The 24714-nt window shown below is 46.1% G+C and carries 27 protein-coding genes; 7 read left to right on the plus strand and 20 right to left on the minus strand.

Going from position 1 to position 24714, the window contains the following annotated elements:
- Window positions 1–119: 119 nt before the first annotated feature.
- From G476_RS23735 to pgsB (G476_RS0119205), 5 genes are read right to left on the minus strand one after another with little or no spacing between them, the layout of a single operon-like run.
- Window positions 120–287, minus strand: coding sequence for a hypothetical protein (locus G476_RS23735; RefSeq protein WP_156906645.1), 168 nt, complete (start codon window positions 285–287; stop codon window positions 120–122).
- Entirely contained in the window at window positions 288–1937 is a 1650-nt protein-coding gene (locus tag G476_RS22570) for a gamma-glutamyltransferase family protein (protein ID WP_051314951.1), read from the minus strand.
- 9 nt (window positions 1938–1946) lie between these two features.
- On the minus strand, window positions 1947–3110 hold the full coding sequence (locus G476_RS0119195; protein ID WP_035187462.1) for a CapA family protein: 1164 nt from the start codon (window positions 3108–3110) through the stop codon (window positions 1947–1949).
- Between the two features lie 14 nt (window positions 3111–3124).
- Window positions 3125–3574, minus strand: coding sequence for a poly-gamma-glutamate biosynthesis protein PgsC (gene pgsC, locus G476_RS0119200; RefSeq protein ID WP_026691517.1), 450 nt, complete (start codon window positions 3572–3574; stop codon window positions 3125–3127).
- A gap of 16 nt (window positions 3575–3590) precedes the next feature.
- Window positions 3591–4790, minus strand: coding sequence for a poly-gamma-glutamate synthase PgsB (gene pgsB / locus G476_RS0119205; protein WP_026691518.1), 1200 nt, complete (start codon window positions 4788–4790; stop codon window positions 3591–3593).
- Between the two features lie 960 nt (window positions 4791–5750).
- On the opposite strand from pgsB (G476_RS0119205), the gene pgsB (G476_RS22575) reads away from it, so the two are divergent.
- From pgsB (G476_RS22575) to G476_RS22580, 4 genes are read left to right on the plus strand one after another with little or no spacing between them, the layout of a single operon-like run.
- Window positions 5751–7070 carry a poly-gamma-glutamate synthase PgsB gene (gene pgsB / locus G476_RS22575; RefSeq protein ID WP_245579704.1) on the plus strand — a complete coding sequence of 440 codons (1320 nt, stop codon included), beginning with the start codon at window positions 5751–5753 and terminating at the stop codon, window positions 7068–7070.
- 39 nt (window positions 7071–7109) lie between these two features.
- Complete coding sequence (pgsC, locus tag G476_RS0119215) at window positions 7110–7565, plus strand: poly-gamma-glutamate biosynthesis protein PgsC (RefSeq protein WP_026691519.1); 456 nt, start codon at window positions 7110–7112, stop codon at window positions 7563–7565.
- A gap of 15 nt (window positions 7566–7580) precedes the next feature.
- The gene (locus G476_RS0119220; protein ID WP_026691520.1) at window positions 7581–8939 is read left to right on the plus strand and encodes a CapA family protein; all 1359 of its coding nucleotides are present in this window, start codon (window positions 7581–7583) and stop codon (window positions 8937–8939) included.
- Window positions 8936–10852 carry a gamma-glutamyltransferase family protein gene (locus tag G476_RS22580; protein ID WP_084405852.1) on the plus strand — a complete coding sequence of 639 codons (1917 nt, stop codon included), beginning with the start codon at window positions 8936–8938 and terminating at the stop codon, window positions 10850–10852. The genes G476_RS0119220 and G476_RS22580 overlap by 4 nt, the downstream gene beginning before the upstream one ends.
- Before the next feature lie 89 nt (window positions 10853–10941).
- On the opposite strand, the gene G476_RS0119230 is transcribed toward G476_RS22580, so the two are convergent.
- The 13 genes from G476_RS0119230 to G476_RS23055 all read right to left on the minus strand — a co-directional run bounded on the left by G476_RS0119230 (window position 10942) and on the right by G476_RS23055 (window position 17768).
- A complete protein-coding gene (locus G476_RS0119230) occupies window positions 10942–11460 on the minus strand; it encodes a VanZ family protein (RefSeq protein WP_026691521.1) in 519 nt (172 codons plus the stop codon).
- A 343-nt stretch (window positions 11461–11803) separates the two neighbouring features.
- Window positions 11804–12010, minus strand: coding sequence for a hypothetical protein (locus tag G476_RS0119235; protein ID WP_026691522.1), 207 nt, complete (start codon window positions 12008–12010; stop codon window positions 11804–11806).
- Between the two features lie 11 nt (window positions 12011–12021).
- Window positions 12022–12333, minus strand: coding sequence for a gas vesicle protein (locus tag G476_RS0119240; protein ID WP_026691523.1), 312 nt, complete (start codon window positions 12331–12333; stop codon window positions 12022–12024).
- Between the two features lie 39 nt (window positions 12334–12372).
- Complete coding sequence (locus G476_RS0119245; protein WP_084405853.1) at window positions 12373–12675, minus strand: gas vesicle protein K; 303 nt, start codon at window positions 12673–12675, stop codon at window positions 12373–12375.
- A complete protein-coding gene (locus G476_RS0119250) occupies window positions 12668–12880 on the minus strand; it encodes a gas vesicle protein (protein WP_026691525.1) in 213 nt (70 codons plus the stop codon). The genes G476_RS0119245 and G476_RS0119250 overlap by 8 nt, the downstream gene beginning before the upstream one ends.
- Window positions 12881–12893: 13 nt before the next feature.
- Window positions 12894–13730, minus strand: a complete 837-nt coding sequence (locus G476_RS0119255) for a GvpL/GvpF family gas vesicle protein (protein WP_026691526.1) — start codon at window positions 13728–13730, stop codon at window positions 12894–12896.
- Window positions 13731–13734: 4 nt separating this feature from the next.
- A complete protein-coding gene (locus G476_RS0119260; RefSeq protein ID WP_026691527.1) occupies window positions 13735–13998 on the minus strand; it encodes a gas vesicle protein GvpG in 264 nt (87 codons plus the stop codon).
- Window positions 13995–14753, minus strand: coding sequence for a GvpL/GvpF family gas vesicle protein (locus tag G476_RS0119265; protein ID WP_026691528.1), 759 nt, complete (start codon window positions 14751–14753; stop codon window positions 13995–13997). The genes G476_RS0119260 and G476_RS0119265 overlap by 4 nt, the downstream gene beginning before the upstream one ends.
- Window positions 14754–14768: 15 nt before the next feature.
- Window positions 14769–15965, minus strand: a complete 1197-nt coding sequence (gene gvpN, locus G476_RS0119270; protein WP_245579705.1) for a gas vesicle protein GvpN — start codon at window positions 15963–15965, stop codon at window positions 14769–14771.
- A gap of 6 nt (window positions 15966–15971) precedes the next feature.
- Window positions 15972–16244, minus strand: coding sequence for a gas vesicle protein GvpO (locus G476_RS0119275; RefSeq protein ID WP_026691530.1), 273 nt, complete (start codon window positions 16242–16244; stop codon window positions 15972–15974).
- Window positions 16245–16343: 99 nt separating this feature from the next.
- Window positions 16344–16604, minus strand: a complete 261-nt coding sequence (gene gvpA, locus G476_RS0119280; protein ID WP_026691531.1) for a gas vesicle structural protein GvpA — start codon at window positions 16602–16604, stop codon at window positions 16344–16346.
- Window positions 16605–16619: 15 nt separating this feature from the next.
- Entirely contained in the window at window positions 16620–17165 is a 546-nt protein-coding gene (locus tag G476_RS0119285; RefSeq protein WP_026691532.1) for a hypothetical protein, read from the minus strand.
- 99 nt (window positions 17166–17264) lie between these two features.
- Window positions 17265–17768 (minus strand): YtxH domain-containing protein, encoded by a 504-nt coding sequence (locus tag G476_RS23055; RefSeq protein ID WP_051314953.1) that lies wholly within the window; start codon window positions 17766–17768, stop codon window positions 17265–17267.
- 251 nt (window positions 17769–18019) lie between these two features.
- On the opposite strand from G476_RS23055, the gene G476_RS23060 reads away from it, so the two are divergent.
- On the plus strand, window positions 18020–18562 hold the full coding sequence (locus G476_RS23060; protein WP_051314954.1) for a hypothetical protein: 543 nt from the start codon (window positions 18020–18022) through the stop codon (window positions 18560–18562).
- Between the two features lie 685 nt (window positions 18563–19247).
- Here G476_RS23060 and G476_RS0119305 read toward each other — a convergent pair.
- Together G476_RS0119305 and G476_RS0119310 are read right to left on the minus strand one after the other, a co-directional pair.
- Entirely contained in the window at window positions 19248–20150 is a 903-nt protein-coding gene (locus G476_RS0119305) for a nuclease-related domain-containing protein (protein WP_026691534.1), read from the minus strand.
- Between the two features lie 785 nt (window positions 20151–20935).
- On the minus strand, window positions 20936–22552 hold the full coding sequence (locus tag G476_RS0119310) for a glutathione ABC transporter substrate-binding protein (RefSeq protein ID WP_026691535.1): 1617 nt from the start codon (window positions 22550–22552) through the stop codon (window positions 20936–20938).
- Between the two features lie 320 nt (window positions 22553–22872).
- On the opposite strand from G476_RS0119310, the gene opp1C reads away from it, so the two are divergent.
- Both opp1C and nikB read left to right on the plus strand, forming a co-directional pair.
- Window positions 22873–23760, plus strand: a complete 888-nt coding sequence (opp1C, locus tag G476_RS0119315) for a nickel/cobalt ABC transporter permease (RefSeq protein ID WP_026691536.1) — start codon at window positions 22873–22875, stop codon at window positions 23758–23760.
- Between the two features lie 21 nt (window positions 23761–23781).
- Window positions 23782–24705, plus strand: coding sequence for a nickel ABC transporter permease (gene nikB, locus G476_RS0119320; protein ID WP_026691537.1), 924 nt, complete (start codon window positions 23782–23784; stop codon window positions 24703–24705).
- Window positions 24706–24714: the final 9 nt, after the last annotated feature.

A 24714-nucleotide genomic window follows, 5' to 3' on the forward strand; every position in this document is an offset into this window, starting at 1 on the left:
CCCGTGGAAAGCGTCCGTCTGTAGCGAAATTAATATTAATAGTCTTTCAAAGTAGAATTCTACTTTCAAACAATATGTTTAAAGAGAAGGCCCGCAACGAGTTGGTTGCGGGTCTTTCTTTATTCTTCCACTACCATTTCTTCCTCTTCTTGCTTTTCTACTAATCGCTCCTGTATCTCCTGCTTCTCTTCTTCTGTCAAGGTGTCTTCGTGTTTGAAGCCGGCTAGGATGCCGGTGAAAAGGACGAGAACGACGAGTGGGTAGAGAAAGGTTGCGGTTTTTTTCATTTATTGGTCTCCTCCTTTTTTCCATGTTCCGTTTCGTCTTGGGTCGGCTCCACCGGTGAGTTCGCCGGTTTCAGGGTCAGTTACGAGGATGTTTACGCTCCCGAAGTTGAACGGATCGATGGCTTGTTTGATGTCGTATTTGTCATGCATGGCGCCGGAGATGGCGTCTGGGTTTTCTGTGTATAGCGTATCTTCAAACACTTCCAAGTAGTGTCTTGGGGCGTCGATTGCATCTTGGACGGACTCTTTGTCAACGATCGATCGCAGAAGGGTTTGGGTCATTACAGACGGAATTCGTCTTCCTCCCGCACTTCCCACTCCGATCACGGGCTCATTGTTATGAGAGAGAATGCTCGGAACCATGTAGCTGTTTGAGCGCTTCCCTTTCTCGGAACGGTTTGGTGACGTGGAGCTGTCGCTAAAGTTTCTTAGTTGGTTGGTCATGAAGAAGCCGTCCACGTAGATACCGGAGCCGAAAAAGTTGCTGATTGTGTTCGTGCCGGAAACCATCATGCCGTCTTTGTCGACGATCACGAAATGGGTTGTGTTGGCGTGGTTTTCTCGGTCGGCGTCATTGTCCAGCTGGACAAACGACGTTTCGCTCGTCACATCTTGTGCTAGGTTTCTCGTATAGTCCCGAGATGTGAGAGTTCGTTCGTGAACGTCCACAAAGTCGGGATCGCCGATGTTTTCGTTTCGGTCTTTGTGTACCGTACGGTTCATTTGACCGAGAAGTTCGGCGAGGGCGCCTTCGTCTTCCATTATGTCTTCGATACCTAATTGTTCGGTCATTTGCAGGGATTGAATGAGCATCGTTCCGCTTGACGGTGCCGGCGGTGCGTATACGTCATAGCCGTAAAACGACCCTCTTAGGGGTTCCCGCTCGAGGACTTCGTATGCCCGAAGGTCTTCTCTCTTCACTCCGATCACATCGCTTGAAATGGTGTCAGCGATGGCTCCTTCATAAAAAGCTTCGGCTCCTTCTTCTTGAATGAGCTTCATGGATTCGGCCAGATCTTCTTGAATGAAGGTCTCCCCTGCGCGGATCGGGTAGCCGTCTTTGTAGAAAGCATCGAGCTCGTCAACAGGCATTCGGTGCGTTGCGTTGATGAGTCTCCGTTCAAAGTCTTCGTCCGGTTCGAAGCCGTTCTCCGCAAGGTCGATGGCGGGATCCAGTAGGCGAGGCAAGCTTACGAACCCGAAATCTTCGTGTATTTTTTCCAAACCAGCCACAAACCCGGGAACACCTGTACCACTGTCGGGGACGGGTCCGCTCACGGGGGCCATCGTTCGGTAGTCATAGACGGTCGGCTCTTCCTTCGGTGGGTGGACCATCATCACGCCGCCTCCTCCCATGCCTGATGCGTAGGGCTCGACGGTGCCGAGGGCGTAGGAGACGGCGATGGCCGCGTCGACGGCATTGCCTCCGTCTTCTAGGATGTCCATGCCGATTTGGGTGGCAATGTCGTTATCAGTTGTGACGCCGTATTCGGTTGGTTCGTCCGTTTCTTCCGCTACGTACGCTGGGCGTTCGGTTAAGTCAGGAACCTTTCCGGAATCAGCTTCCGTTGATTGCTGCCAGAAGTAATAGCCTCCTCCTGCTAACAGGAGGGCGGCGGTGCCCAGTGTGATCGCGTTCGTTTTATTCATATCGGGAACCTACCTTTCGATCGTTTTCACAAGCCTCCCTTCGTCTCTCGTCCACGTATCATTGAAGCTGTCGGTAAAGACGAAGTCCGTGCTTATGGAGTTGAAGATCTTTTCTTGACGGTAGCGGTTGGTGGCCGGTCGTGGCTGTGATTCTTCAATATACATCGGGTGTACGGTCACTTCGGCTCGGTCGGAATAGAGATCGTACTGAACAACGGCCGTTTCACGGGTCATGGACCAGCCTTGATCAAATACGAAGTTGCCGAGGCCGTAGATGACGACCGTATTATCAATCACTTCGATTGGTTGAAGAGTGTGGGCGTGGTGTCCGGCGATCACGTCGGCGCCGGCTTGAGCCATGGCTTCGGCCAGTTCGCGCTGGCGAGGGTGCACGGTGTTATCGTACTCTTCTCCCCAGTGGGCGTGAACAATCACGAAGTCGGCGTTCTCGTTCGCTTCTTTAATGTCTTCGATTACGTACTCAGGTTCCATGGGCACCACGCCTTCTTGTGTGGCGGTGGCTCGGCGCTCATTGGTCATATAGGCGTCGTTGAACCCGAGCGTGGCGACGGTCATGCCGTTTACTTGTTCGTAATGGATTTCGCGGGCTTGGTCAATGTTAAGCCCAGCACCTGTGGTTGGGATGTCGAGTCGATTGAACGTTTCAAGGGTGTCGTACATCCCGACAATGCCGTAGTCAGACATGTGGTTATTGGCCAGGTTCACATGGGTAAAGCCCGCTTGTTTCACGGCATTTGCTGCGTCAAGGTTGGCGTGAAGAGTAATGTCTTTGTCTAGACGGACGTCTTCGTACTCGCTTGGGTCGCCAATCAGGATGGGATGTTCGAAGTTCCCGGTGACGATGTCCGTTTGGTCAAAGATCGGTTTCGCATGAGCGAACGGATAGTCGGTGCCTTGTCGGTTGAGTACTTCACCGCTGTATCTGCCGAGCATAATGTCGCCGACCATGGAGATGGATAGCTCGCTCTCTTCACGGGGAGCGTCGGTGTCGCTTGCGTCAGCTGCAAGGTGATCAAACAGCTGGTACGACGCGATTACGGTTAGGCAGATGGCAAGGAGTGCGAGGGAGTCGCGAAGGGCTCGTTTTTTATGCTTTTTGATTCGTTTTAAATGCTTTTCTTTTAACGTTAATGGTCGTTCGTCCGTTACCATGATGTGTGGGCCTCCTAAAATAGCTGATAGATAAGGAGAACGATGAACGTTACTCCGCTTAGGGCAAGGGTTGAGCCGAGTGTTGGCAATATTCCTTGGCGCTGGATGGTATTTGCAATGAGTCCAGGCACGATGACACCGAGTCCTCTGAATTCGTTAATCACAAAGGGCATGGCCGGGTAAAAATAGTCAAAAATCATTTTAAGCAGTATGCCTGCGACCATCATGGCTGCGAACTTTCGTCGTCCGTAAAGGGTGACGAATCTGCCCACGACTTGGGTGACGAGTAAATAGGTGATCACGCTGATGGTGAGGATGACGACCAGGAATAAGGGTTGATCAAAGATGAGTGCTAAATAGCCCGGTACGATCAGTCCTGCCGGCAGTACGCCGTATCTTTCTGTAAATAATAAACTCACTAATGCGCCTACAATGAGCGCCACATAGAGTTCTCCTCCAAACATGGTTTGCCTCCGTTTTCTACGCTGTTTTATTGGTTTTTTGAGTCATTTGTTCAAAGCGTTCGATGAGCGGTTCAGCCGCTCCGTGAATGTTGCCAATGCCGTACATGACGCGCCCCGGCATGATGTCTTGAAGTTTTTCTTCAATTTCGTCCGTAGTTGCGCCGTCTAAATTGATGAGATTGTTCACGTCAATATGCCCTTCATTGTGGGCTTGTACGATCGGGTCCGTGACGTTGCCGATCAGGACTAGATTATTAGTCGGAATGTATGGAAGTACGTCGCGGGCGAACTGTTCGGTCCGCTCGACTCGGTCTTCTCGGCAGTTGACGATAATGATCGGGTCGTCCGTCGGATAGCCCAGGTCGACAATGCGTTTCCAGATGTTGATCGTGGACGTGGCGTCGTTTGCTGCGAATCCGTTAATGAAGAAGGACGGGTTTGCTTCGTCTCCTACAGGGAGAACTTTCATGGCACCCGGGTCCGGCCAGGCGTTTAGCATCCCTTCCATGGCGGTCTTTTTGTCGATGTCGAGGACTTCGGCTACAGCCATGGCGAGGGCGATATTTTCTGGGAACACCATGTATTTGAATTTTTTAATGTACGCTTCTGACACGGTTGAGGTGTCGATGACGATCACTTCGGTGTTGCGCTCTTCGGCGATTTGCTGGAAGAACGGCACGTACGGGCTATCGTTTACGATCAGGTGGCCGTTGTGCGGGATCGTTCCGCTGAAGGCTTCTGCCACTTCGTCTAATGTTGGTCCGAGCACTTCCATATGGTCATGGAGGACGTTGACGATGAGGACGATGTTTGCTTGTAGCCATCGTTCTTGAAAGACGACTTGGTAATCAGGGTTAACGGCCATACATTCTCCTACAAGGGCGTCGGCTTCTAGGTCGACTGTTTTTTGGATGACGGCTTTTTGCTCTCCGATGTTCGGTCCTTCCATTCGCCGTTTGATCGGTTCTTCTTTATCATCAAACCAATACAGCATTCGTGCATCGGTTCCGGTTGTTTTGCCCACCGTTTTGTAGCCTGCTTCGTGCAGGATGCCGGTGATAAGGCGGGTGACGGTGGATTTTCCCCGCACGCCGTTGATGTTGATTCTGATGGGAATCTTGTCCAGGTTTTCCTGGTGCTTTCGTTTTTCTCTTACACCGAGGTAAAAGCAGATCGCAACCAGTGCGCCGGTGAAGAGTAACTCCGTTGTCCACATCTGTGTGTGTCCTCCTGTTTGGTTTTTTGGGGTGCTACTGAAAGGTTGGGTAATTACCTTTTAGTGTCTTGAATGCAATGAGCGTGGCGGTTATCTCTTTGAGCACATAGATAGATGTGTATTTATAGCCGTAATGCACATAAACCGCTACTGAAATATACTTCGCTTTCCGCAGGAAGCGGCTGAGCCTCCTCACGCTACGCGCTGCGGGGTCTCACCTTCGCTTTTCATCCCGCAGGAGTCTACGTATATTTCATCCGCTCCGTCAATAAACACGTACCCGTGCTCGGGTTCGAACAATTGATTGGAATCATCGCACCTCATCTAAAGGTACTGTAAATGTACTCTTTCAGTAGTATCAATTTTTCGGGTGGATAACGCCCTTAATTTTAGTATTTGTTATGAATCCATCTACAGTTAATCGAAGCAGATGGGGGTTTCTTGAGGGTAAATTAGATGACATTATATTACGATAACTTTTCATTTGAAACAGTTGTTACGTGGTGTTTATGAATTTGTTATGTAGATGTAACAGTGTGGAGGTTTTTTCACGGTTAAGGGGTTTCATAGGGAGATTGTGTGAAAGTTTGGGAGAGTGGTGGATTGATAGATTAGGGCTGGTGGTTGAAAGTTGTGGGTCATATTGGGAGAGGTAGTGGATTGTTGGGAATCACGCATGTTGCCGGGCACTGTGTGATAAAGTGAACGTGGGGTCTGGCACTGTGTGAAGCAGTGAGCGTGGGGTCAGACCCCGCTCATTTTCGACATTGTTACTAGGACTCTTGAAGGGAAATTTGAAAAAACGCTTTTAAATGTAACCTTTTAGGGTATGGAGGTTATAGAAGTACAAGATTCGCCCTAGTGATTATGTAACATTTCCAAAATACCTCTTATATTCTCGGTATGCGACGAATTTTGTAAGTGTCACTTTCTTTACAACACATGAATGGAGGCTTCCGAGTGAACGAACTTACGTATTTACTCCTTTTTGCCACTGTCGCACTGTCACTTGGCATCATAGAACGGAACAGATTAAGAAAGAACATAAATAAAATACCTACCCGTGTTCTGGTAAACGGGATTCGAGGTAAATCTACGGTTACGAGATTAATCATGGGGATTATGAAAGAAAACGGCGATCGAGTTGTAGGTAAAACGACCGGTACGTCCGCTCGTATGTTTTATTGGGATCAAGAGGAAGAGGAACCGATTATCCGCGGTCTTCAAGGTCCAAATATTAGTGAACAAAAGCATATGGCGCGAAAAGTGGTGAAGCGAAAAGCCGATGCGTTCGTATCTGAGTGTATGGCCGTTAACCCTGAATACCAAAAAATCTTTCAAGCCCAGCTCGTTCAAGCGAACATCACCGTCATTACAAACATTATGGAAGACCACTTGGACGTGATGGGACCGACTGTGGACGACATTGCTGCCGCTTTTAGCTCTACCATCCCGAAGAACGGCTATGTTGTCATTCCAGAAACAACGTATCAGCGCTACTTTGAACAAATTGCCAAAAAGAAAAACAGTCAGGTTGTGGTCGCCCGAGAAAGTGACATTGACGAAGAGTACTTAAAGAAGTTTTCGTTTATGATCTTTCCGGAAAACGCAGCACTTGCCCTTGCTGTATCCGATATTTTAGAAATTGATCGAGACGTGGCCCTAAGAGGGATGCTCACTGCTCCAGTCGATCCAGGTGCCATGAGGGTCCACCGTTTTGGAAAAGAATTGGCTCCGAAATATTTCTTTAACGGATTTGCGGCGAATGACGCCACTTCTACGTTGAACATTTGGGATCGAGTGAAAGATTTGGATTATCCGATGAATCATAAAACGATCATCATGAACTGCCGTGATGACCGAATGGATCGCACGTTGCAATTCGTGGATGACGTTCTTCCCCACTTGGACGCAGACAGTCTTGTGTTGATCGGTCGCGGGACTAGCCCGATCGTACAAGCCCATAAAGACGGGAAACTTCCATTTGAGAACTTAATCAATTTGGAAAAAAGGTCTGTAGATGTGGTTATGGAAGAATTGGAGAAGATTCCAGGTAACTCTGTTATTTACGGAATCGGAAACATTAAAGGTAGCGGTGAAGAACTAGCTGCCGTCATTGAAGAAAAAGGACTAAAAGAAGTATCGCTGGAAGATTACAGAACAGACGAAGTGACTTTCTTGCCAAACGATAAATTGGCTGAAAGAAGACGTTCTAAACAAAAGCAACCAGTCTCTTCTAATGATGTAAAAGTAGGAACAGCACAGTTACCATTAAAATAAACCAATAATCCAGCAAATGATGAAGGAGTTGTCGCTACCGTGTTCGGTACAGATCTTTATATAGCGATTGTCTTAGGAATTATACTCAGTTTGATTTACGTTGAAAAAACAGGAATTATGCCAGCCGGGCTTATCGTGCCCGGCTATGTTGCGTTGATTTTTGACCACTTGATGGCTGTTGTTGTCGTCGCTTTACTAAGCTTACTAACGTTCCTGATCGTCACCCAGGTGATCGGACGTATTACCGTTATGTATGGGCGGAGAAAGTTCGCTTCAATGCTTGCGGTTGGTATTCTATTAAAAATGAGTTTTGACTTTTTTTATGGAGCCCCCATTGTCCCCTTTGAAAACTTTGAGCTCAGAGGAATTGGGGTTATAGTGCCCGGGCTGATTGCCAATACCATTCATAAGCAAGGGGTCATACCCACATTCAGCTCAACTCTCGTTATCTCATTCTTAACTTTTCTTTGCATTACAATCTATCACTTGTTCTAGAGAGGGATCTTGCCTATGAAAACAGATAATATGAAAGACCGCATGAGGGCATGGACTCAACGGCACGAAAAGAAAGCACTCCCCCACTCTCTGATTGCATTAGCTATTGTTATTCTTATTATTTTCACGGAGCCTTTTTGGGGAAACACACCTGTGCCTGAGAATACTCGCCCGGACAACGTTCAACACCGTATCTCCATGGTCGGTGACATTATGATGGGACGCCACGTTCAAGACGCCGCTGAACAGAGCGGCGAAGGTTTTGATCGCGCGTTCCGTTACGTCTCTCCTTATTTTCATGAATCAGACTATGTAACGGGTAACTTGGAAAGCCCGATTATGGCTGACGATGAAGAAGAGATTGCTTCCATAATGGAAGACTTTGAATTTGATAAAGAAATCCACCTTTATGCGCCCACAAGTGCAGTGGATGCCCTTGTTAACGCCGGATTCGACTCTTTGAGCCTGGCAAACAACCATACTATGGACTATAGAGAGCTTTCCTTTGAAGAAACCCTTCGTCACATGAAAGGCAAAGGAATTGAGTTGGTCGGAATCGGACATCAATTAGGAAGTTCGGATATTCTCGGCACTGATGAAATAGAAGACTATGAAATCGAGAACGGGCAAGAAAATATCAATCAACCATCTATGGACGAACTAATTGAAAATGAAGAGCTCGATGCGGCCCGCGTCTCCTATCATGAGCTTGAAGATGGGACAACGATTGGGTTAATCGGAATTACGGATGTTTTTTATCAACAGTTTGCTGCTGGCCACTCTCCTGGTGTCTTTATTACGTCTAACGTGACAGGAACCGGTCAGGCCGGCTGGGCCCTTCTTGGTACCCGACTTATGGAAGCCAGAAACAATGCAGATATTGTGATGGTACACGTACACTGGGGAGAAGAATACCAAGTTGGTTACAACCGCGATCAGCAACGTCTTGCTCAGTATATGGCCGACAACGGGGCCGATGTTATCATTGGTCACCACTCCCATGCTCTCGAGGAAGTTAGTGTATTGGAAGGTTCCTATCAAATGGACGGGAGAACCGTTGAAAGCAATACCCTTGTGATGTACGGGCTCGGTAACTTCGTATTCGACCAAGGATGGTCACGTACGAAAGAGAGTGTGTTGGCACAGCTGGATATTCTCAACGACGGAAGCTCCGAACTCTCCTTTATTCCTATGAATGTTCTTGATGGATCACCGCGGGAAACACAAGGTTTGTTTAAATCGTACCGTGACTTCAGGATCTTCCGTACTTTACGAAAAGACCTTGATAAAAACTTGTGGCGTGTAGAAGATGGCCGACTAATTGTAGATTTGGATGCTGCAGGGATCTTTGAAAGGAATGAGCAAGGCCTATGAATGCGTTAAGAATAACAAACCTATCGGCACTACTTATCTTCGTTGGCCTTATCGCCTGGGAGATCTATTATATGGATTCTGTATTGCAACTTTCAGAGCCCTATGAAACAGATAATGAAGAAGACAGCTTGGAAGTGACGCCTGGTGGAGCCTCTAATGGTTCAGATGAGGACGGTAATTTAGCCTCACCAGATGAACAGGAAGGTTATGTGTTCGGAGCAAGCTCCGTTCATCCATTGGCAGTGGAAGCTGCCATGGAAGTATTGGAAAATGACGGAAACGCAGTAGAAGCTGCCATTGCCATGTCCTTTGTCCTTGGTGTTGTTGAACCCTACGGATCAGGCATTGGAGGCGGCGGAATGATGCTCGTTCATGAACCTGGCGAAGGGGCAAGAAGCTTCGATTACCGTGAAGCCGCTCCTGCCAGCGGACAATGGCCCGATGGAGCTGTTGCAGTACCAGGAATGGTTAAAGGAATGGAAATGCTTTATGAAAACTACGGATCAGGTGCAGAAGGCTTAACGTGGGACCACCTTCTACAGCCTGCCATTGACCATGCTCGAGAAGGTGTGCTGGTAGACCGCATTTTGAGTGACCGTATCGACAGTGCCTCTCGATATTTAAGTCTTGATCCGGCTGAACGAGAAGCATTTTATCCGGATGGCTTGGCCATCGGGCGACATGAATCACTGGTGCAGGAAAATCTAGCACAGACTTTAGAAAAAATTCAATCGGAAATGGCTGCCGGCTTTTATGAAGGTGAAGTGGCACAGGCTATGATTGATCAGGTTGGGTTCACTGCCGAGGACCTTCAAAGCTATGACGTTTACGAGCATAGTCCGGCAGTTGGAGAATTCAACGGGAAAACCATTTACGGTGCTGCGTCTCCTTCTGCAGGTATAACATTAATTCAAATGCTGCAAATGGCGGAGTCACTTGATCTGGAGGAAGCCTTGGCCCAGTCCGGTGAAGACGCTCAAGCCTTTGCACAACTTGACTTGCGGGAAAACTTGGAGTCCGACGAAGAGTTGACTCTCGGTCACCTCGTCAACGAACCAGAATGGTTGCCAGTTTATGTTCATTTAATAAGCGAGATTACAAAAGCCGCATACAGCGACCGACTTGATACGATTGGGGATCCGCAGTTTAACCCTGAAATAGATATGGATCAATACACAGAAAAAGGATATACCGATTCTTTGATTGAGAATATCAACTTCGATCGAATCTCTTACAATGAACAATATGATTCACCTGCATCATTAAAAGATGCAAGACACACAAGCCACTTTGTGATTGTTGATAAAGATGGGATGATGGTTTCTTCAACCCATTCTCTCGGAGAGTTCTTCGGGTCTGGTCGAAATGTTTCTGGTATGTTCTTGAATAACCAGCTTCAAAACTTCAGCCCTCGTGAAGATTCGCCTAACAGCTTCTCTCCGGGCAAACGTCCGCGAACGTTCGTGTCACCGATTATTGTTGAACACGAAAGTGGAAAAGCTGAGTTAGGTCTTGGTTCTCCTGGAGGAAGACGTATTCCGGCTATGCTATTCCAGACAATGATGCAATACACGTATGGTGTGCACACGGAAAGAGATGAACGTCTCACATTACAAGAAGCTATATCACGAAGCCGCTTCTACGCAGAAGATAATATCGTGAATATTGAAAGGGAACTCCCAGAAGAAATCGAGAACATCTTTATGCAAGATTTCCGCTACAACGTAAGTATACAGACATCTGCCCTCTATTATGGAGGTATTCAAGGCCTTGGTCTTGAATACGACGATAATGGCAATGTGCAACGCATCTTTGGTGGAGGTGACCCTCGTCGTAACGGAGCATGGCAGCTCGGTACGCACGAAGGTACTCAAGAAGAACAAAGTGCAGAAGATGATGAAGTGGAAGAATAACTGAAAAAACCGTCAGATCCTCTCAGAGGGTCTGGCGGTTTTTTGCGTTGAGTAGTGTTGGTGAAGTACGGTACCTGGTACTATGTAAATCATTCAACGTCGTCCCAGGTCCCTCTCTTCCTTCGCTCTGTCAACAACACCCAGAAAAGCACACCGATCGCGGCTCCAGCCATATCTAGGAGCACATCTTCTACCATCCCCGTTCGATTCGGATGGAAGTAGTGACGGATTTCATCATAGGCCGCGTATAGGGTGGCAAAACCAATTGCAAGTACTGCTGATTCCGGCACTTTGTTTGGTAGTACCAACTTTACAACGCGATAGATAAGGATGGCGAGAAGGAAGTATACAAAAACGTGAGCTCCCTTACGAATGAAGAACTCCACAAACTGCTCGGTTGTTCTCGTTTCGAGACTTACTACACCTGTGCCGTACGTGAAACTCACCCACCCAAATGTGGATTCCACCCAGCTCAGGTTAAAAGCAGCGAGAAAAGGAGTTGCTTTTTGCTCTTCATACGACTGGGAAGAGGCATATTGAATGAGTGCGACCCAGCCAAGTAAGGGCACGATGTGACTGAGTAATGTATTCGTTTCTTTATTGTTCATATGAGATCACCTGAATCATTTTATTATCGAGTCGTTGTTCATTATACGTTAGATTTTTGGTGATTTGGGAAAGCTTGGACAATTTTTGTGTGAATTCGGGAAAGTTTCCCGGGAAATCGAGCAATTGTGCACGTTAATTAAACGTTTATTTAAGTTGCAAAAGAAAGAGATTGGCGTTCTTTTAGGTCGTTTATTGAGAGGTGTGCGGCGGAGGGGAATGTTCGAGGCCTCAGCAGAACCGTCCCCCTTTTGCCTCTACCACGGGCGGGCAGGAAGCAAAAGAACCGTCCCCACCTTTCCACAAAAAAAGAAACCAGGGCATTGTTTGCGCTGATTTCTTTCGTTATTCTTCTCTTTTCTGTTTTTCGTTAAGTCGGTTTTCCTTCCCTGGAAGGCCGACTCTGGCACGGAGGGTGTAGTCTGTTTTAAGGGTTGGTCCGGTTTGTTTGTTGCCGATTCTTTTTTCTTCAGAGCGTCCGACCATGGAATGATCGGACGTTTCCAGGTCTTTTAGGAGTCGCCCAAGGTCTTGAAAGAAGTCTTTCTTCATTTCGTCACCTCTTATTCAGTTTTACTTTCTTCTTTTGAAGAGATTTGCTGTACTTTTTTCTCCAAGTCTTCGAGTTGACCTCTTAGGTACGTATTCTCTTCTTCCAGCTTTGATGCTTTTGAAGAGTAATGGGGATCGTTTTCCCACCAGTCCATGCCAATTTCTTTTGCTTTATCAACGGAGGCGATGAGCAGGCGGATTTTAATCGTGAGAAGCTCCACATCTGCCAAATTGATTTTGATGTCTCCGGCGATGACCACGCCTTTATCAAGTACGGTTTCCAGTACGTCTACTAAGCTATTGGAATTGTTCGGGGTCTTCATCGGTTCCATGTTCACTCACTCCTATTTTATGTGCTCGTGCTACAGCAGGTTACCAAGTGGGCCCAAGTTGATGTTGAGGTCTTCATCGTCTAGTCCGAAGATCTCTTTCATTTCTTCCATTTTCTCTTCTAGGTTCATAAGGGCTACACCAAGCTGCTCGATCTGTTCGTCGGTTAAGTTGCCGCTATCTACACGGCGCATCGCTTGTCTTTCCACCAGTTGCCTAAGTAGTTCGATGACGGTCATTACGAGTTGGGATAATCCTTCTTCCGCTTTTTCCGGATCAAGGGAAATGCGACCAGTCGGCTTGGAGTCTGATAAGACCATATCGCCTTTATTCATTTACAGTCTCTCCTTCTCGGGGCTTATTTTGGCTTTCAATTAACGTTTCTACGGACGTGAGCAAGATGCGCAAGTCCAAGTATACCAAGTCTATATCGGCTATCGATATGGTGATATCGCCCCGTAGGACAACCCCTTTGTCTAGGACCGCATCGAGTATATCGAGTAGCGATACGTCACTTTGCTCAAGACTTTCTCTTCTCACCTAATCCACCTCTTTACGTGTCGCTATCTTCTATGAAACTGGAGAAATGATACGCGGGCCACGGTCCTGTGACAGCGTAATCAAGACCGCTTTCTTTATCAACGGCTTCCTTTTTCTCGTCCTGTATCACTTGAACGAAGCGATCCGTATCGCTTTCATTGATCAGGTAAGCGCTATTCCAACACATCTCCTCAGGGCGACCGGTCACCTTTTGGTTCCAGTTCTTTTTCACTTCTGATTGATCGGAAAATTGTAGAAGCTTTTCATGCAGGTTCTCGCACTGCTCTGCGATTTCTTTATCGGCTTGCTTTTCTACGAATTGGTCGAGCTTACGTCTTTCGAAAAACTGCTTCCCTTTTGAAAGCTGTTCGATTTCTTGCTTTTTCTTTTCGATTTCAGGGCTGTGTTCCAGGACGCTTTGGGTAAACTTCTGTTTGTCTGCGTATATTTTGACGTTCCACTCGTTTTTTTGTTTAAGGGTTTGAAACAGTTCGGTGATTCGTTCGTTGTGTGTGTGAACGATCGACTCGAGACTCTCTTTTGTTTCATAAATGGTACCGAATTTAAGCGGGATCATGGTGTAGGATTGGTGAAAGTGATTCATCATTTCGTGATGGTGAAAGGCTTTTTCTTGGAGCCAAGACATGTTTTCTACGTTCTTCTTCAGTTGGGTTTCGTCGAACTCGTCTTTTTTTACCCGGCAAATGATAGAGGTTATATCGCCATGCGATATGTATTCGATTGGTGAGTCGGGATCGATGCCTGTCATGTCGGGTGTATCGGTTTGTTCATTGGTTGGGATAAAGGCGTAAAGGTAGAGTAGTTGGTCTGCTGCTACGTGCGTTTCCATGGGATCACCGTCCTTCGTGTTCTTCAAGACTTTCCTTGAGGCGTTCTTGCTCAAGGGCTTTGGCAATTCTGTATCGCTTGAGGAGCTCTTCTTCTTGTTGTTCATAAGCTTCTTCTGAAATCTCTTCCATTTCGAGCATCATTTGCAAATGGATGAGCTTTTGCTGGATGTGCTCCAGGTCGTAAAGTTCTTTGTCCACTTCTTCTTTCACTTTCTTACCGACCATCACAAGGGTATCGATGGGCCAGGTGAAAAGCTTGAAGATCATGAGGCATCTTCCGCTTTGATTTTCAGATTGATGAAGTTGTACGCGGGCCACGGGCCTGAATATTTGAAGTCGACGCGATCGCTCCACTCTTCGTGAAGGTCGTTTACGAGAGCATCAAACTCTGCTTCTTTTTCTTTGTCGATTAAAAAAGCAGCGTTTAGCACCATTCGTTCACTAATCGATTCATTATTTTTGGCTGCGTCGGCAACTTCCGCGAGCGGTTGAAAAACGGCCTCATCAAACGTGATTTGCAACTGGGTCATGAAGTTACGCGCTGCTTCACCGAGTTTGATCCGGTCGTAGTAGCCTGCTTGAGCGTTCTTTCCTTGCACATTAGTCTGAAGCTTTTTCATCGCTGGTTCATTTTTAGCTACGTGTTCGATCCATTCTTTTTTGCCAACGAGCTTGAGTCCCACTTCGATTTTTCCTCGAATGCGAGGGAAGATCTCGTTAAACTGCGGACTAAGCTTGCCAAGAAGAATCTCCACATCTTTTTTTGACTCGAGTACGTTACCAAAACTCATGGGAATGATCGTGAACGTTTTCATTATTGTAGCTACCGTGTCCTGATGGGCTTTTAAGTTCTGCCTGCTCGGTTCATAAATATCGACCGGGGCATCTGCCACCACCATGGACAAGTTTTTGTATGGGATGGTGTACACGCGTCGGTGCTCTCCAGCAAGTTTCACTTTTTCAAAGGTCTTCGGTTCTGCGGTTTCAATTGCGCCGAATAAATATACTCCCTCTTTACTCATAGGTGTGTCCCCTCCTTACAGCTTCTTCAGTTCGTCTGCGATTTTTGTTGATGCTTCTTTTTTTCCTAAGCATCGTGCCACAGATGCTCCAAGTACGTCTTTACATAAGGAAATGAACGCGTCGTTGTCAGCTTTGATCTCAATGTTGTTTTGCTTGGCAATCTCGCCGATCATGACACTGCCTCGAAAGCTCGGGCCTTGAACTTCTTGTTTTTCACAGAGCTGACGAATGCTTTCGACGAGTTGAACGATCACTTTCGCCTCGTCTTCTTTAATTCCCGATCGTTCTTGAACCATTTTGATTTCCGTTTCCGTCGATCCTCTGTTCAATTCGAGAGTAATGAGTCGGTCTCGAAGGGCATCTTGGGACTGGAACACGCCAGCATATTCTTCTGGATTGCTCGTGAAGATCATCTTGAAATTCGGATGGGCACGAACAAACGCGTCTTTTTGCTTGGATCCGTATAAAGGAAGAATGCCCTCTTCAAGTAACGAGAGAAGAAGGTTGTTCGTCTCCGGTTTTGAGCGGGTGAACTCGTCGTAAATCACGGTGTAGCCGTTCTTCACCGCTTTGACAAGGTGGCCTTCATTCCAATTCTCGTTTACTCGTTCTTCATGTTTGTAAACGGATCGGATAAAGTTATCGACTGACTTGGATGATGTAAAGCCGCTCGATCCACCGATGAGGTCGACGTTGTTCATTTCATGATTTCCTTGGAGAAAAAGAACGGGTTCTTCGTATTGGCTTGCAAGATAGAGAGCCAATGATGTTTTACCTACCCCGGCAGGTCCCGTGAAATGAACCGGGTATCCGGCTTTTAGGTATTGTTTTGAGCGCTCCACAAGGCTTTCAATGTCAGATGTGACAACGAAATTGTCCAAGTCGATGTTTTGTTTTTTCTTTGAGGGCTCTGTGTTTTCTTCGTGCTGGTCTTTGTTATTTTGGGTCTTATCTTTGTTATCTTTGGTTTGGTCTTTGTTGTTGTTATGGGAATTTCCTTTGTTTTCTTTGGATTGAGGTTCGTTAGTTTTTTGGGATTTTTCCTCGCCTTTAGGCTCGTTTGATTGGTTGTTTTTCGTGCTGGATTCTTTTTTGGTCGTTTGTTTACTGGAAGGTTGTTTTTTGGCGGGTGCCGATTGTTGTTTTTTCGGTTCAGTCTTTTGGTCTTTTTCTTTGTCAGAGTCTTTGTTCATGAGCTTTTTTAAGACCATGTTGGACTACCTCCCTTCGCTGGCTTCAAGTGTAGCGCCGCGATTTCTCAAGCTCTTACGGTGGAAAGATACAACTTCCATGTCCTCGTTGACTCGGCATTGATAGACGCCAAGAAGCTGATCGCGTCCGTACTTTTTCATGTACTCTTTTTCCTCGATGACCTCGACTTCTACTTCCCATGCCTTTTCTTCTGTGACGATAGAGGTGACTCGGTAAACGGGATAGACGTGTTCTTGGAAGAAGTCTTTTACTGTGTTGATGACTTGTTCTATTTTCATGGATTCACACACCCTTTGATCAATTAGTCGTTTTCACGCCAACAGAAAGTGGACTCATAAGGGATGGATTTCCCCTTATGAGTCACATTTTGTTATGTGTTAGGCAAAATTTAGTCTGCTGTTTTCTCCTTCTTCGGATCCGTCCAATTCGCCTTGAACTTCATCTCGAAGTAGGCCAACTGCTTCAGCGTATCGAAGCCAAGTGTCCACACTGGCGATTACGACTCTCGCTTCAACGGTAATGAGCTCGATCCCAACAAGGGACACACGGGCGTATAGGTCAATGACGACTCCTTTATCTAAAATACGGTCAATCACTTCTGCCAAACTTGATGAATCGGTACTTTTTTGAATAGCCATGAGTTGCACGCTCCTTTAAGGTTTTTTGATGCTACTCGCATTTTTGATATCCGTGACTTTTTTGAGATCTGACGGTGTTTTCACGTCACTCAACTTCTTGATTCCATCGCTATCGTCATCAGAATCGTTACTGCTGCCGCTTAATTCGTTATCTTTGATTTCCTCTTTCGCGTCTTCGCCCTTGGATTTGATACGACGTTTTGCTACTTTGAGGTTTTCTTGGGCTTTTTCACCGGTTTCTTTAAGCTTTTCTCCGGCTTCTTCTACGTTTTCTTTGACTTTTTCTTTGGACTTTCGTACCTTTTCAAACATGTTGTAGAATTTCTTTCCTATATACGTTGCTGCAGCTGCGTTTTTGGCTTTTGGATGATCGTCTGCGAAGTCTTTTGCGGCATCTTTGGCTTCTTCTTTTGTTTCTTTCTTTGCCCGTTTCAAGGTCCCTTTTACTTTGGTGCGGACGTTACTGTTAAGTAGTGATAAACCGCCGGCTAGAACGGTGATCCCGCCAGCGGCGATAAGGGCTGATTTGGTGTTTGATGATTGACTTGTTTTTTTATCCATAGCAGCCGCTCCTTTTCTTGACCTTATTCCTGCTATTAGGGGATATTTGTGTATCAAAAAAGAGGGTGCCTTCGCACCATCTCTTTTTTCACAGTTGTGCTAGTCTTTTTTATCTTCGTCGTTATCGGTATCTTCGTTTTCTTCGTTTTCTTCGTTTGTTTCCTCTTCGTTCTCTTCTGTTTCTTCGTCCGTTGCTTCTTCGGTGGACTCGTTTTCTTCGTCTGTTTCTTCAGTGGAGCCTTCTTCTAATGTAGCGGCGACGTTGTCAGCGGATTCTCTGAGGGAGTCGGCGATTTCTTCTTGTTTTTCAGCGCGCCAGTTGCCTACTTTTTCTTTGAGTTTGGATACGGATTCAGTGGACGAGTCTTTGAGTCCTTGGATCGTGTCCTTGCTCTTTTGTGTTGTGCTTTCATAGCCTGTTGCGATGTCGCCTCGAAGGTCCTTCCCGCTCTTAGGGGTTGTGAGGATCGCGGCGGCTGAACCGATGGCGGCTCCTACTAGAGCGCCTGTGAGGAATGTCTTCTTACTTCCACCTTTTGGCTGATCTACCTGCGGCTCGTTTGATTGTGGCTGTTCGTTTGATTGCGGTTGTTCTGTAGACATGTTGAATTCCTCCTTGAAATTGGTTTCTTTACGAGCTATACCCTTTTGTGAAACCTCAAAACGACTTTGTTAAGAAATGGTTAAAAAGTAGGTAATACTTGTGGTTTATTATGCTAATCGTCCATGATTTACCACCGAAAAGGACGGTTTCTTACCTATTAAAATGATTTGAGTTTTATGAAAGAGGGAAATAGGCTTCATAGCAAGAATGATAATGTATGGATGTAAATTCGGATTAGGGGTGACAAGTCATGGTTGAGTTTTGGAAGATTAGCGAGTTTGCGAAAGAGTTGGAGAAGCATTCAAGTACCGTTAGTAATTGGTTCAGTAAGCTCGAGGAGAAGCAGCTTCATTATGTAAATCGTGCGGACGAGGAGCGGATTTTCGACGAGTTTGATCTGGAGATTGCCCGAGTGATCAAGGCAAAACGTGAGGAGAACAAGTCATTGGATGAGATTTTTCAGGAACTTGACGAGTCGTATGAGTTGCGTCCGTTTCCGGTGGGCGGTGCCGTTGTTGATATGAGTGCGCTCCGGGCGGAATTGATGGAGGAGCTTGCGGCCACAGCTGAGCAGGACCGCGTGAAGGATGCGGCGTTGCGACGTGAAGTGGAACGTGCCCTACAGGAGGAGTCGCTCAAGGAGTGGTCGTGTTTGCCCAAGGAGTCGCGGTTGAAGCGCGGGCGACTGTTTTTGAAGGTGGAGGATACGGAGAAGCGGGATCGATTTGTGGAGTTGTACACAGATCGACGGTTTGAGGAGAAGTTTCGTGAGGTGATGGGTGAAAGGGAATGAGAACATTCGGGCATTATCTTTTCAATTTCATAGGTTAGTAGGAGAAAGTCGGGGTTGAGGTTGTGGCCCCGGTTTTTTTGTGTGGGTTTTGGGGTGGGGGGCTACGGAGGGCGGCGGTGGATTTACGGGTTGGAGATCTTTTTTCTACAGAACGATGTTTTTATTTACGGGTTCGTGTCTCTGATTCCCGGGTTCCTACTGCTTTTTTACGACTTCACCGCTCCTATTTACGGGTTGGCTTAAATTTCCTCCTCGCTCATACCCACACCCCTAGCTTGGGGGTTTTTACGGGTTGAGGGTCTTTTTTCTACGGTACGGTGTTTTCATTTACGAGTTCTTCTCTCTGATTCCCGGGTTCCTTCTGCTTTTTTACGACTTCACCGCTCCTATTTACGGGTTGGCTTAAATTTCCTCCTCGCTCATACCCACACCCCTAGTTAGGGGGTTTTTACGGGTTGAGGGTCTTTTTTCTACGGTACGGTGTTTTTATTTACGAGTTCGTCGCTCTGAATCCCGGGTTCCTACTCCCTATTTACGGGTTAGCTCAAATTTCCATCAGCCCCACTTACTATTCTCACCTTCTTTGGTTTCACCTTATATTGATCTAAAGCCAGATGGCCTAAATGATACCTCTTTCCCTTGGTCCTTCCTTCTGCAGGTAGTTTGAGATTCTCAAAGATTGAACCTACATGTCTGGCATTGGATATACCCCAAAAAAATCTCTAAATTCGCTGTTCTTAATGGTTGGGGAAACTAGTAAAGAGAACTCTTGCAGTGCTTTTAATAGCTCTTCTCTTTCATTTGTACGTCTAGAGCACCTCTTACAATACCAGCTTTTCTTTTCTCTAAGCATGGGTAGGGTGAGGCACTTTGGACAAAGAAGCCCTTTCTTTACTTGGTCGAGATGGAGGTTATATTTTTGTAGAACGTTTGGGGATTTTTCTTTGTGGCTTGATAAGAGAGTGAAATCGAGGTTGGAGAGTTCGTGTGATTTGAGAACGGTATGGGAGTATTTCCGCTCTATTTCTGAGATAGAGAAGTCGAGGAATGAGCTCCTTATGATTCGATTGCATTCTGGAAACCCGTTACTAAACTTTAATTCTGGGCTGCGATGTGTCATTACGACTAGATGCTCTACTGGAATTTGATCATATCCTTTTTTGTTTAGCCAATCCTTTAAGTGATTTGCTTGTCTTTTTACTTGTAGTAATGGACAGTCATGCATCTCAACTGAATGATCTTGGAACGTTTGCTTGAGCTGATTTGTTTCGTGGTTAAATTCAAGCATGACTCCTCCTAAATACTTGATTTCAATGATAAGGATAAACTTTGGTGTTAGGGTAAGGGTGTCGATTTGGAAAGCTGATTCCGGAGTGAGTAGGCGGAGGTGGTGGTAGATCAGATTGTGATTTGAACGGGCTGCCACATTTAAATAATAATCGATCGATTGTTCTCCTTTATAACCTGATTCCGCCCGACCAAGATCCTTTTCAAAATATTTGTATGTGGGGTATTGTTGTGGGAATCGCGGGGCTAGTGCTCGGAGAGTGAGAAGCTCAAGGGAGGGTTTGCGAGGCTTTCTTATCACATGCATCATCCTTTCTGTGTTTAAAAACTATGATTCGACACAGTCTTGGATAATCCTCTAATTATATTGAAAGATATCAGCAAGGTGAAGGAAGGGGTTTTTTTACGGGTTGAGGGTCTCTTTTCTACGGTACTTAGCTATGATTTACGACTTCGCTTCTCTTTTTCCCCCTATCTTATTACTATTTTACGGCTTCTCGCTCTCTATTTACGGGTTGGCTCAAATTCACTCCCACGCCCATACCCAAACACCTAGCTTGTGGTTTTTTACGGGTTGAGGGTCGCTATTCTACGGTACGGTGTTTTGATTTACTGGTTCGTCTCTCTGATTCCCGGGTTCCTTCTGCTTTTTTACGACTTCACCGCCCCTATTTACGGGTTAGCTCAAATTCACTCCCACGCCCATGCTCACACCCCTATCTAGGGGATTTTTACGGGTTGGGGCTCTCCTTTCTACGGAACCCCCCTCTGATTTACGGCTTAGCTTCTTCTTTTCACGGCTCTTCAACTCGGATTCGCGGCTTCACGCTCTTTATTAACGGGTTGGCTCAAATTCACTTCCTCGCCCATACCCACACCCCTAGCTTGGGGGTTTTTACGGGTTGGGGAGCTTTTTTCTACAGAATGTTCCTCGTTTTTACAGGTGCAGAGCTCTTTTTCCCCGGGTGCTTCTACTTTTTTACGGCTTCACGTCCCCTATATACGGGTTGGCTCATAATCAACCGCCCCCGCCCCACGCAAAAACACCCTCCCGCCAAAAGCGGGAGGGTGCCTATACCCAAAAAATTAGTTAATCGTCACTTCTTGTAGTTGATACAAGCCGTTCGGGTGCTTCCAGAAGCCTTGAACGTTGTCACGTAGACCTACCAAGTAGTAGTTGTGGTATAGGTTTACGAGTGGTGCTTCTTCGGAAAGTAGTTCTTGAATTTCTTTATACATCTCTTCACGAGTGGCTTCGTCTGTTTCACGACGGGCATCTTCTAGAAGGTTGTCCAGTTCTTCGTTGTCTGTGAACGTACGGTTACCTGGTGAACCTTTTTGTGAAGAGTGGAACAGTGGATACATACCGTAGTCTGCGTCACCTGTTACTGTTACCCATCCAAGGATGAACATGTCGTGTTGACCGTTTGCAGTTTGATCGAGGTACGTACCCCACTCAACAACATTGATGTCAACGTCAACGCCGATTTGCTCAAGTTGGTTTTGAATGATGATCGCGATGTCTTCACGCTCGCCATCGTTTGTCCAAATTGTTGTTTCAAAACCGTCTTCGTAGCCTGCTTCAGCAAGAAGTTCCTGCGCTCTTTCAGGATCATATTCGAGTTCTGATGCTTCATCACTGTAACCAAATACAAGGTCACTGATGATACCAGTAGCTTCAGATGCATAGCCTTCGAGGATACCGTTAATGATCGCATCTTTATCGATCGCCATTGTTAGAGCTTGACGTACTTTTGGATCATCATACGGCTCTTTTTCCGTGTTGAATCCAACGTACGCAGTACTTAAGCTTTCCTGCTCGTACACGTTAGCTCCGTCCATATTATCTACACGGCTCTTACTTGTTGGCTCAACAGGGAAGGAAATGTGAACATCTCCTGTTTCAAGGTTACCTAAACGAGTACTTGGCTCAGAGATCACTTGGAAAGTAACGGAGTCAAGTTTTGCGTTGTCACCCCAGTAGTCTTCGTTCTTTGTAAGAACAACATCTGTACCGATGTTGCGAGATTCGAATTTAAAGTAGCCAGTACCTGCAGGTTCGTTGTTAATGAAGCTTCCTGCATCTTCGCCATCTTCCATCGCTTCGTAATCTGCTTCGATCGCATCCTTACTGATCATCGCGCCACCAGAGTGAGCGAGGTGCGTTGGAAGTGGAGCAAATGGGAATTCTGTTTTGATTTGGACTGTATATTCATCCACTACAATAACGTCTTCTACCATGTCGAATAAGAACACACGCGGAGAACCGATGTCCGGGTCGAGAACGCGGTCAAAGTTTGCTTTTACTACGTCTGCGTTGAATTCGCTGCCGTCGTGGAAGGTTACGTCTTCACGGAGTTCGAATTCCCATAGGTCGTCTTCTACTTGATCCCAGTCTGTTGCTAGAAGGGGTTCAAGTTCCATATCTTCACTTTGAGTGACTAGGGTCTCAAAAATGTTATTCTGAATGTTACTTGAAGGTACATCGTTAGAACCGTGTGGGTCTAATGCTACGATGTCAGCTTGCATGGCAATTTTAAGATCGCCACCTTCTTCACCTGTAGCTTCTTCGCCGCCACCATCTGTTCCACCGTCTGTTCCTCCATCTGTGCCGCCTTCGTCAGGCTCGCTAGCACATCCAACGAGAGCCACTGCCATAACAGTTGGAATCGCAATGGATTTTAACCAGGTGCTTTTTTTCATAGGTATGTCCTCCTGTGTGTAAAATATATTACGTTTTCATTACTAACCTACATGAAATACTTTTAAAAAACAAGTTTAAATTGTCAAAACCTTTTACGTTTTCAATAATTCAGAATATTATTTTCCGAATATAGTATTTTTTACCCCCTACAAAAGATCTTGTAAGCACTTTCATCCCTTGATCTAATTGGTTTACATATATTTCAAAACCCGTTATCCCTTGTAATATTCTATTGAGGTGATATAATTTTGCATGTGTCGAAAAAAGTCGCTTTTGTACACTAAACTTTCAAATAATTATGAACAGGGGGAAGACTTTGATGGCTGAAACGACAGTTAACAAACCAGCTGCGAAGCCACCATCGCCGACGATTGAAAATTTAAAAACGATTTTCAAAAAATTACGCAAAAATAAAGCGGCTATGGTTGGTGGGTACTTAATCATTTTCTTTGTAATAGTGGCAATATTTGGCCCACTCTTTACGACGGGGTCACCAAGCGCCATTGATCCGACAAACAGAATGGCTCCTCCATCTGCGGATAACTGGTTCGGTACGGACCACCAAGGAAGGGATATCTTTACAAGAATTATTCACGGGATGTCCATCACTTTATACATCGGCTTTAGTTCCGTATTAATCGGGGCAATAGTTGGAGTCTTTATTGGGTTAGTCTCCGGGTATTACGGAAAAAAAGTAGATGCAATTTTAATGCGTTGTATGGACGTGCTTCTTGCGTTCCCTGGTATTCTTCTTGCGCTTGCGATTGTAAGTGTACTTGGAGGAAGCTTGCAAAACGTAATCATTGCCGTTGGTATCTTCTCGGTTCCCATGTTTGCACGTATCGTGCGTGGGTCGGTGCTTGCGGTTCGAAAACTTGAGTATGTAGATGCCGTTCGTGCGTTAGGCGCGTCGGACACGCGAATTATATTTAGACACGTTTTACCAAACATTATGTCACCAATTATCGTTCAGGCCACTCTTCGTATGGCAACGGCAATCTTAACTGCCAGCGGACTCTCTTTCTTAGGATTAGGTGCACAGCCGCCGACACCTGAATGGGGCGCTATGCTAAGTGCTGGACGTAACTATATGTGGGACAGCCCTCACATTGCTTTGTTCCCAGGACTTGCGATCGTCATTGTCGTACTCGCCTTCAACATTTTCGGTGACGGCTTACGTGACGCTCTTGATCCTAAAACGAAATAATTAAAAGAGAGGTGAGACAAAATGTTGGTTTATATCATTAGACGTTTATTGCAAACCATCCCGGTACTACTCGGGGTTACCATATTGGTATTTTCCATGATGCACTTGATTCCTGGTGATCCGGCGCAAATCATTGCCGGTGAAAGCGCCAGTGAAACACAGGTAGAACAAATGCGTGAGCGACTCGGCCTTAATGAGCCACTCGTTGTTCAATATGGGAAATTCCTTGGCGGTGTGATTCAAGGTGATTTAGGAAACTCGATCCGAAGCGGAAATCCCGTATCAGCTGAAATTGGTGCGCGGATAATGGTTACAATAGAACTTGCCGTATACAGTACGATACTGAGTATATTCTTGGGACTTATTGCAGGAATCGTCTCAGCTACGAAACGATATACATTTTGGGATACGAGCATCATGATTGTGGCTTTGTTCGGTCTTTCTATGCCGAACTTCTGGTTAGGTCTTATGCTTATTCAGTATTTTGCCCTCCCGCCACTACAGTGGTTCCCGGTTTCCGGTTGGGGAACGCCTGGTCACATTGTGCTCCCGGTTATTACTCTCGGTACAGCTGGTGCGGCGATTATCGCCCGTATGACTCGTTCGTCCATGCTTGAAGTCATCAACCAGGACTACATTCGTACAGCTCGTGCCAAAGGGGTTAAAGAAAAGTATGTCATTTATAAGCACGCCCTGCGTAACGCACTGATTCCGGTTGTTACGGTTGTAGGTCTCCAGTTCGGTGTTCTACTTGGAGGTACGGTGCTTACAGAAACGGTATTTGCGATTAATGGAATGGGGCGACTCGTCATTGATGCGATCAATGCCCGGGACTTCCCGATTGTACAAGGGTCCGTTCTCGTTATTGCCCTATTATTCGTACTTGTAAACTTAATTGTCGACTTGAGTTATCGATTCTTGAATAAACGAATTGAATTGGATTAAGGAAAGGAG

The sequence above is a fragment of the Alteribacter aurantiacus DSM 18675 genome (assembly GCF_000429705.1).
In the GTDB taxonomy this organism is placed as follows: Bacteria; Bacillota; Bacilli; order Bacillales; family Salisediminibacteriaceae; genus Alteribacter; species Alteribacter aurantiacus.

Excerpts from the sequence above, each read along its gene's own strand:
- G476_RS23735 (WP_156906645.1), bottom strand. The coding sequence starts at position 287 with ATGAAAAAAACCGCAACCTTTCTCTACCCACTCGTCGTTCTCGTCCTT.
- G476_RS22570 (WP_051314951.1), bottom strand. The coding sequence starts at position 1,937 with ATGAATAAAACGAACGCGATCACACTGGGCACCGCCGCCCTCCTGTTA.
- G476_RS0119195 (WP_035187462.1), bottom strand. The coding sequence starts at position 3,110 with ATGGTAACGGACGAACGACCATTAACGTTAAAAGAAAAGCATTTAAAA.
- pgsC (WP_026691517.1), bottom strand. The coding sequence starts at position 3,574 with ATGTTTGGAGGAGAACTCTATGTGGCGCTCATTGTAGGCGCATTAGTG.
- pgsB (WP_026691518.1), bottom strand. The coding sequence starts at position 4,790 with ATGTGGACAACGGAGTTACTCTTCACCGGCGCACTGGTTGCGATCTGC.
- G476_RS0119220 (WP_026691520.1), top strand. The coding sequence starts at position 7,581 with ATGAAAACAGATAATATGAAAGACCGCATGAGGGCATGGACTCAACGG.
- G476_RS22580 (WP_084405852.1), top strand. The coding sequence starts at position 8,936 with ATGAATGCGTTAAGAATAACAAACCTATCGGCACTACTTATCTTCGTT.
- G476_RS0119230 (WP_026691521.1), bottom strand. The coding sequence starts at position 11,460 with ATGAACAATAAAGAAACGAATACATTACTCAGTCACATCGTGCCCTTA.
- G476_RS0119235 (WP_026691522.1), bottom strand. The coding sequence starts at position 12,010 with ATGAAGAAAGACTTCTTTCAAGACCTTGGGCGACTCCTAAAAGACCTG.
- G476_RS0119240 (WP_026691523.1), bottom strand. The coding sequence starts at position 12,333 with ATGAAGACCCCGAACAATTCCAATAGCTTAGTAGACGTACTGGAAACC.
- G476_RS0119245 (WP_084405853.1), bottom strand. The coding sequence starts at position 12,675 with ATGAATAAAGGCGATATGGTCTTATCAGACTCCAAGCCGACTGGTCGC.
- G476_RS0119255 (WP_026691526.1), bottom strand. The coding sequence starts at position 13,730 with ATGGAAACGCACGTAGCAGCAGACCAACTACTCTACCTTTACGCCTTT.
- G476_RS0119260 (WP_026691527.1), bottom strand. The coding sequence starts at position 13,998 with ATGATCTTCAAGCTTTTCACCTGGCCCATCGATACCCTTGTGATGGTC.
- G476_RS0119265 (WP_026691528.1), bottom strand. The coding sequence starts at position 14,753 with ATGAGTAAAGAGGGAGTATATTTATTCGGCGCAATTGAAACCGCAGAA.
- gvpN (WP_245579705.1), bottom strand. The coding sequence starts at position 15,965 with ATGGTCTTAAAAAAGCTCATGAACAAAGACTCTGACAAAGAAAAAGAC.
- G476_RS0119275 (WP_026691530.1), bottom strand. The coding sequence starts at position 16,244 with ATGAAAATAGAACAAGTCATCAACACAGTAAAAGACTTCTTCCAAGAA.
- gvpA (WP_026691531.1), bottom strand. The coding sequence starts at position 16,604 with ATGGCTATTCAAAAAAGTACCGATTCATCAAGTTTGGCAGAAGTGATT.
- G476_RS0119285 (WP_026691532.1), bottom strand. The coding sequence starts at position 17,165 with ATGGATAAAAAAACAAGTCAATCATCAAACACCAAATCAGCCCTTATC.
- G476_RS23055 (WP_051314953.1), bottom strand. The coding sequence starts at position 17,768 with ATGTCTACAGAACAACCGCAATCAAACGAACAGCCACAATCAAACGAG.
- G476_RS23060 (WP_051314954.1), top strand. The coding sequence starts at position 18,020 with ATGGTTGAGTTTTGGAAGATTAGCGAGTTTGCGAAAGAGTTGGAGAAG.
- G476_RS0119310 (WP_026691535.1), bottom strand. The coding sequence starts at position 22,552 with ATGAAAAAAAGCACCTGGTTAAAATCCATTGCGATTCCAACTGTTATG.
- opp1C (WP_026691536.1), top strand. The coding sequence starts at position 22,873 with ATGGCTGAAACGACAGTTAACAAACCAGCTGCGAAGCCACCATCGCCG.
- nikB (WP_026691537.1), top strand. The coding sequence starts at position 23,782 with ATGTTGGTTTATATCATTAGACGTTTATTGCAAACCATCCCGGTACTA.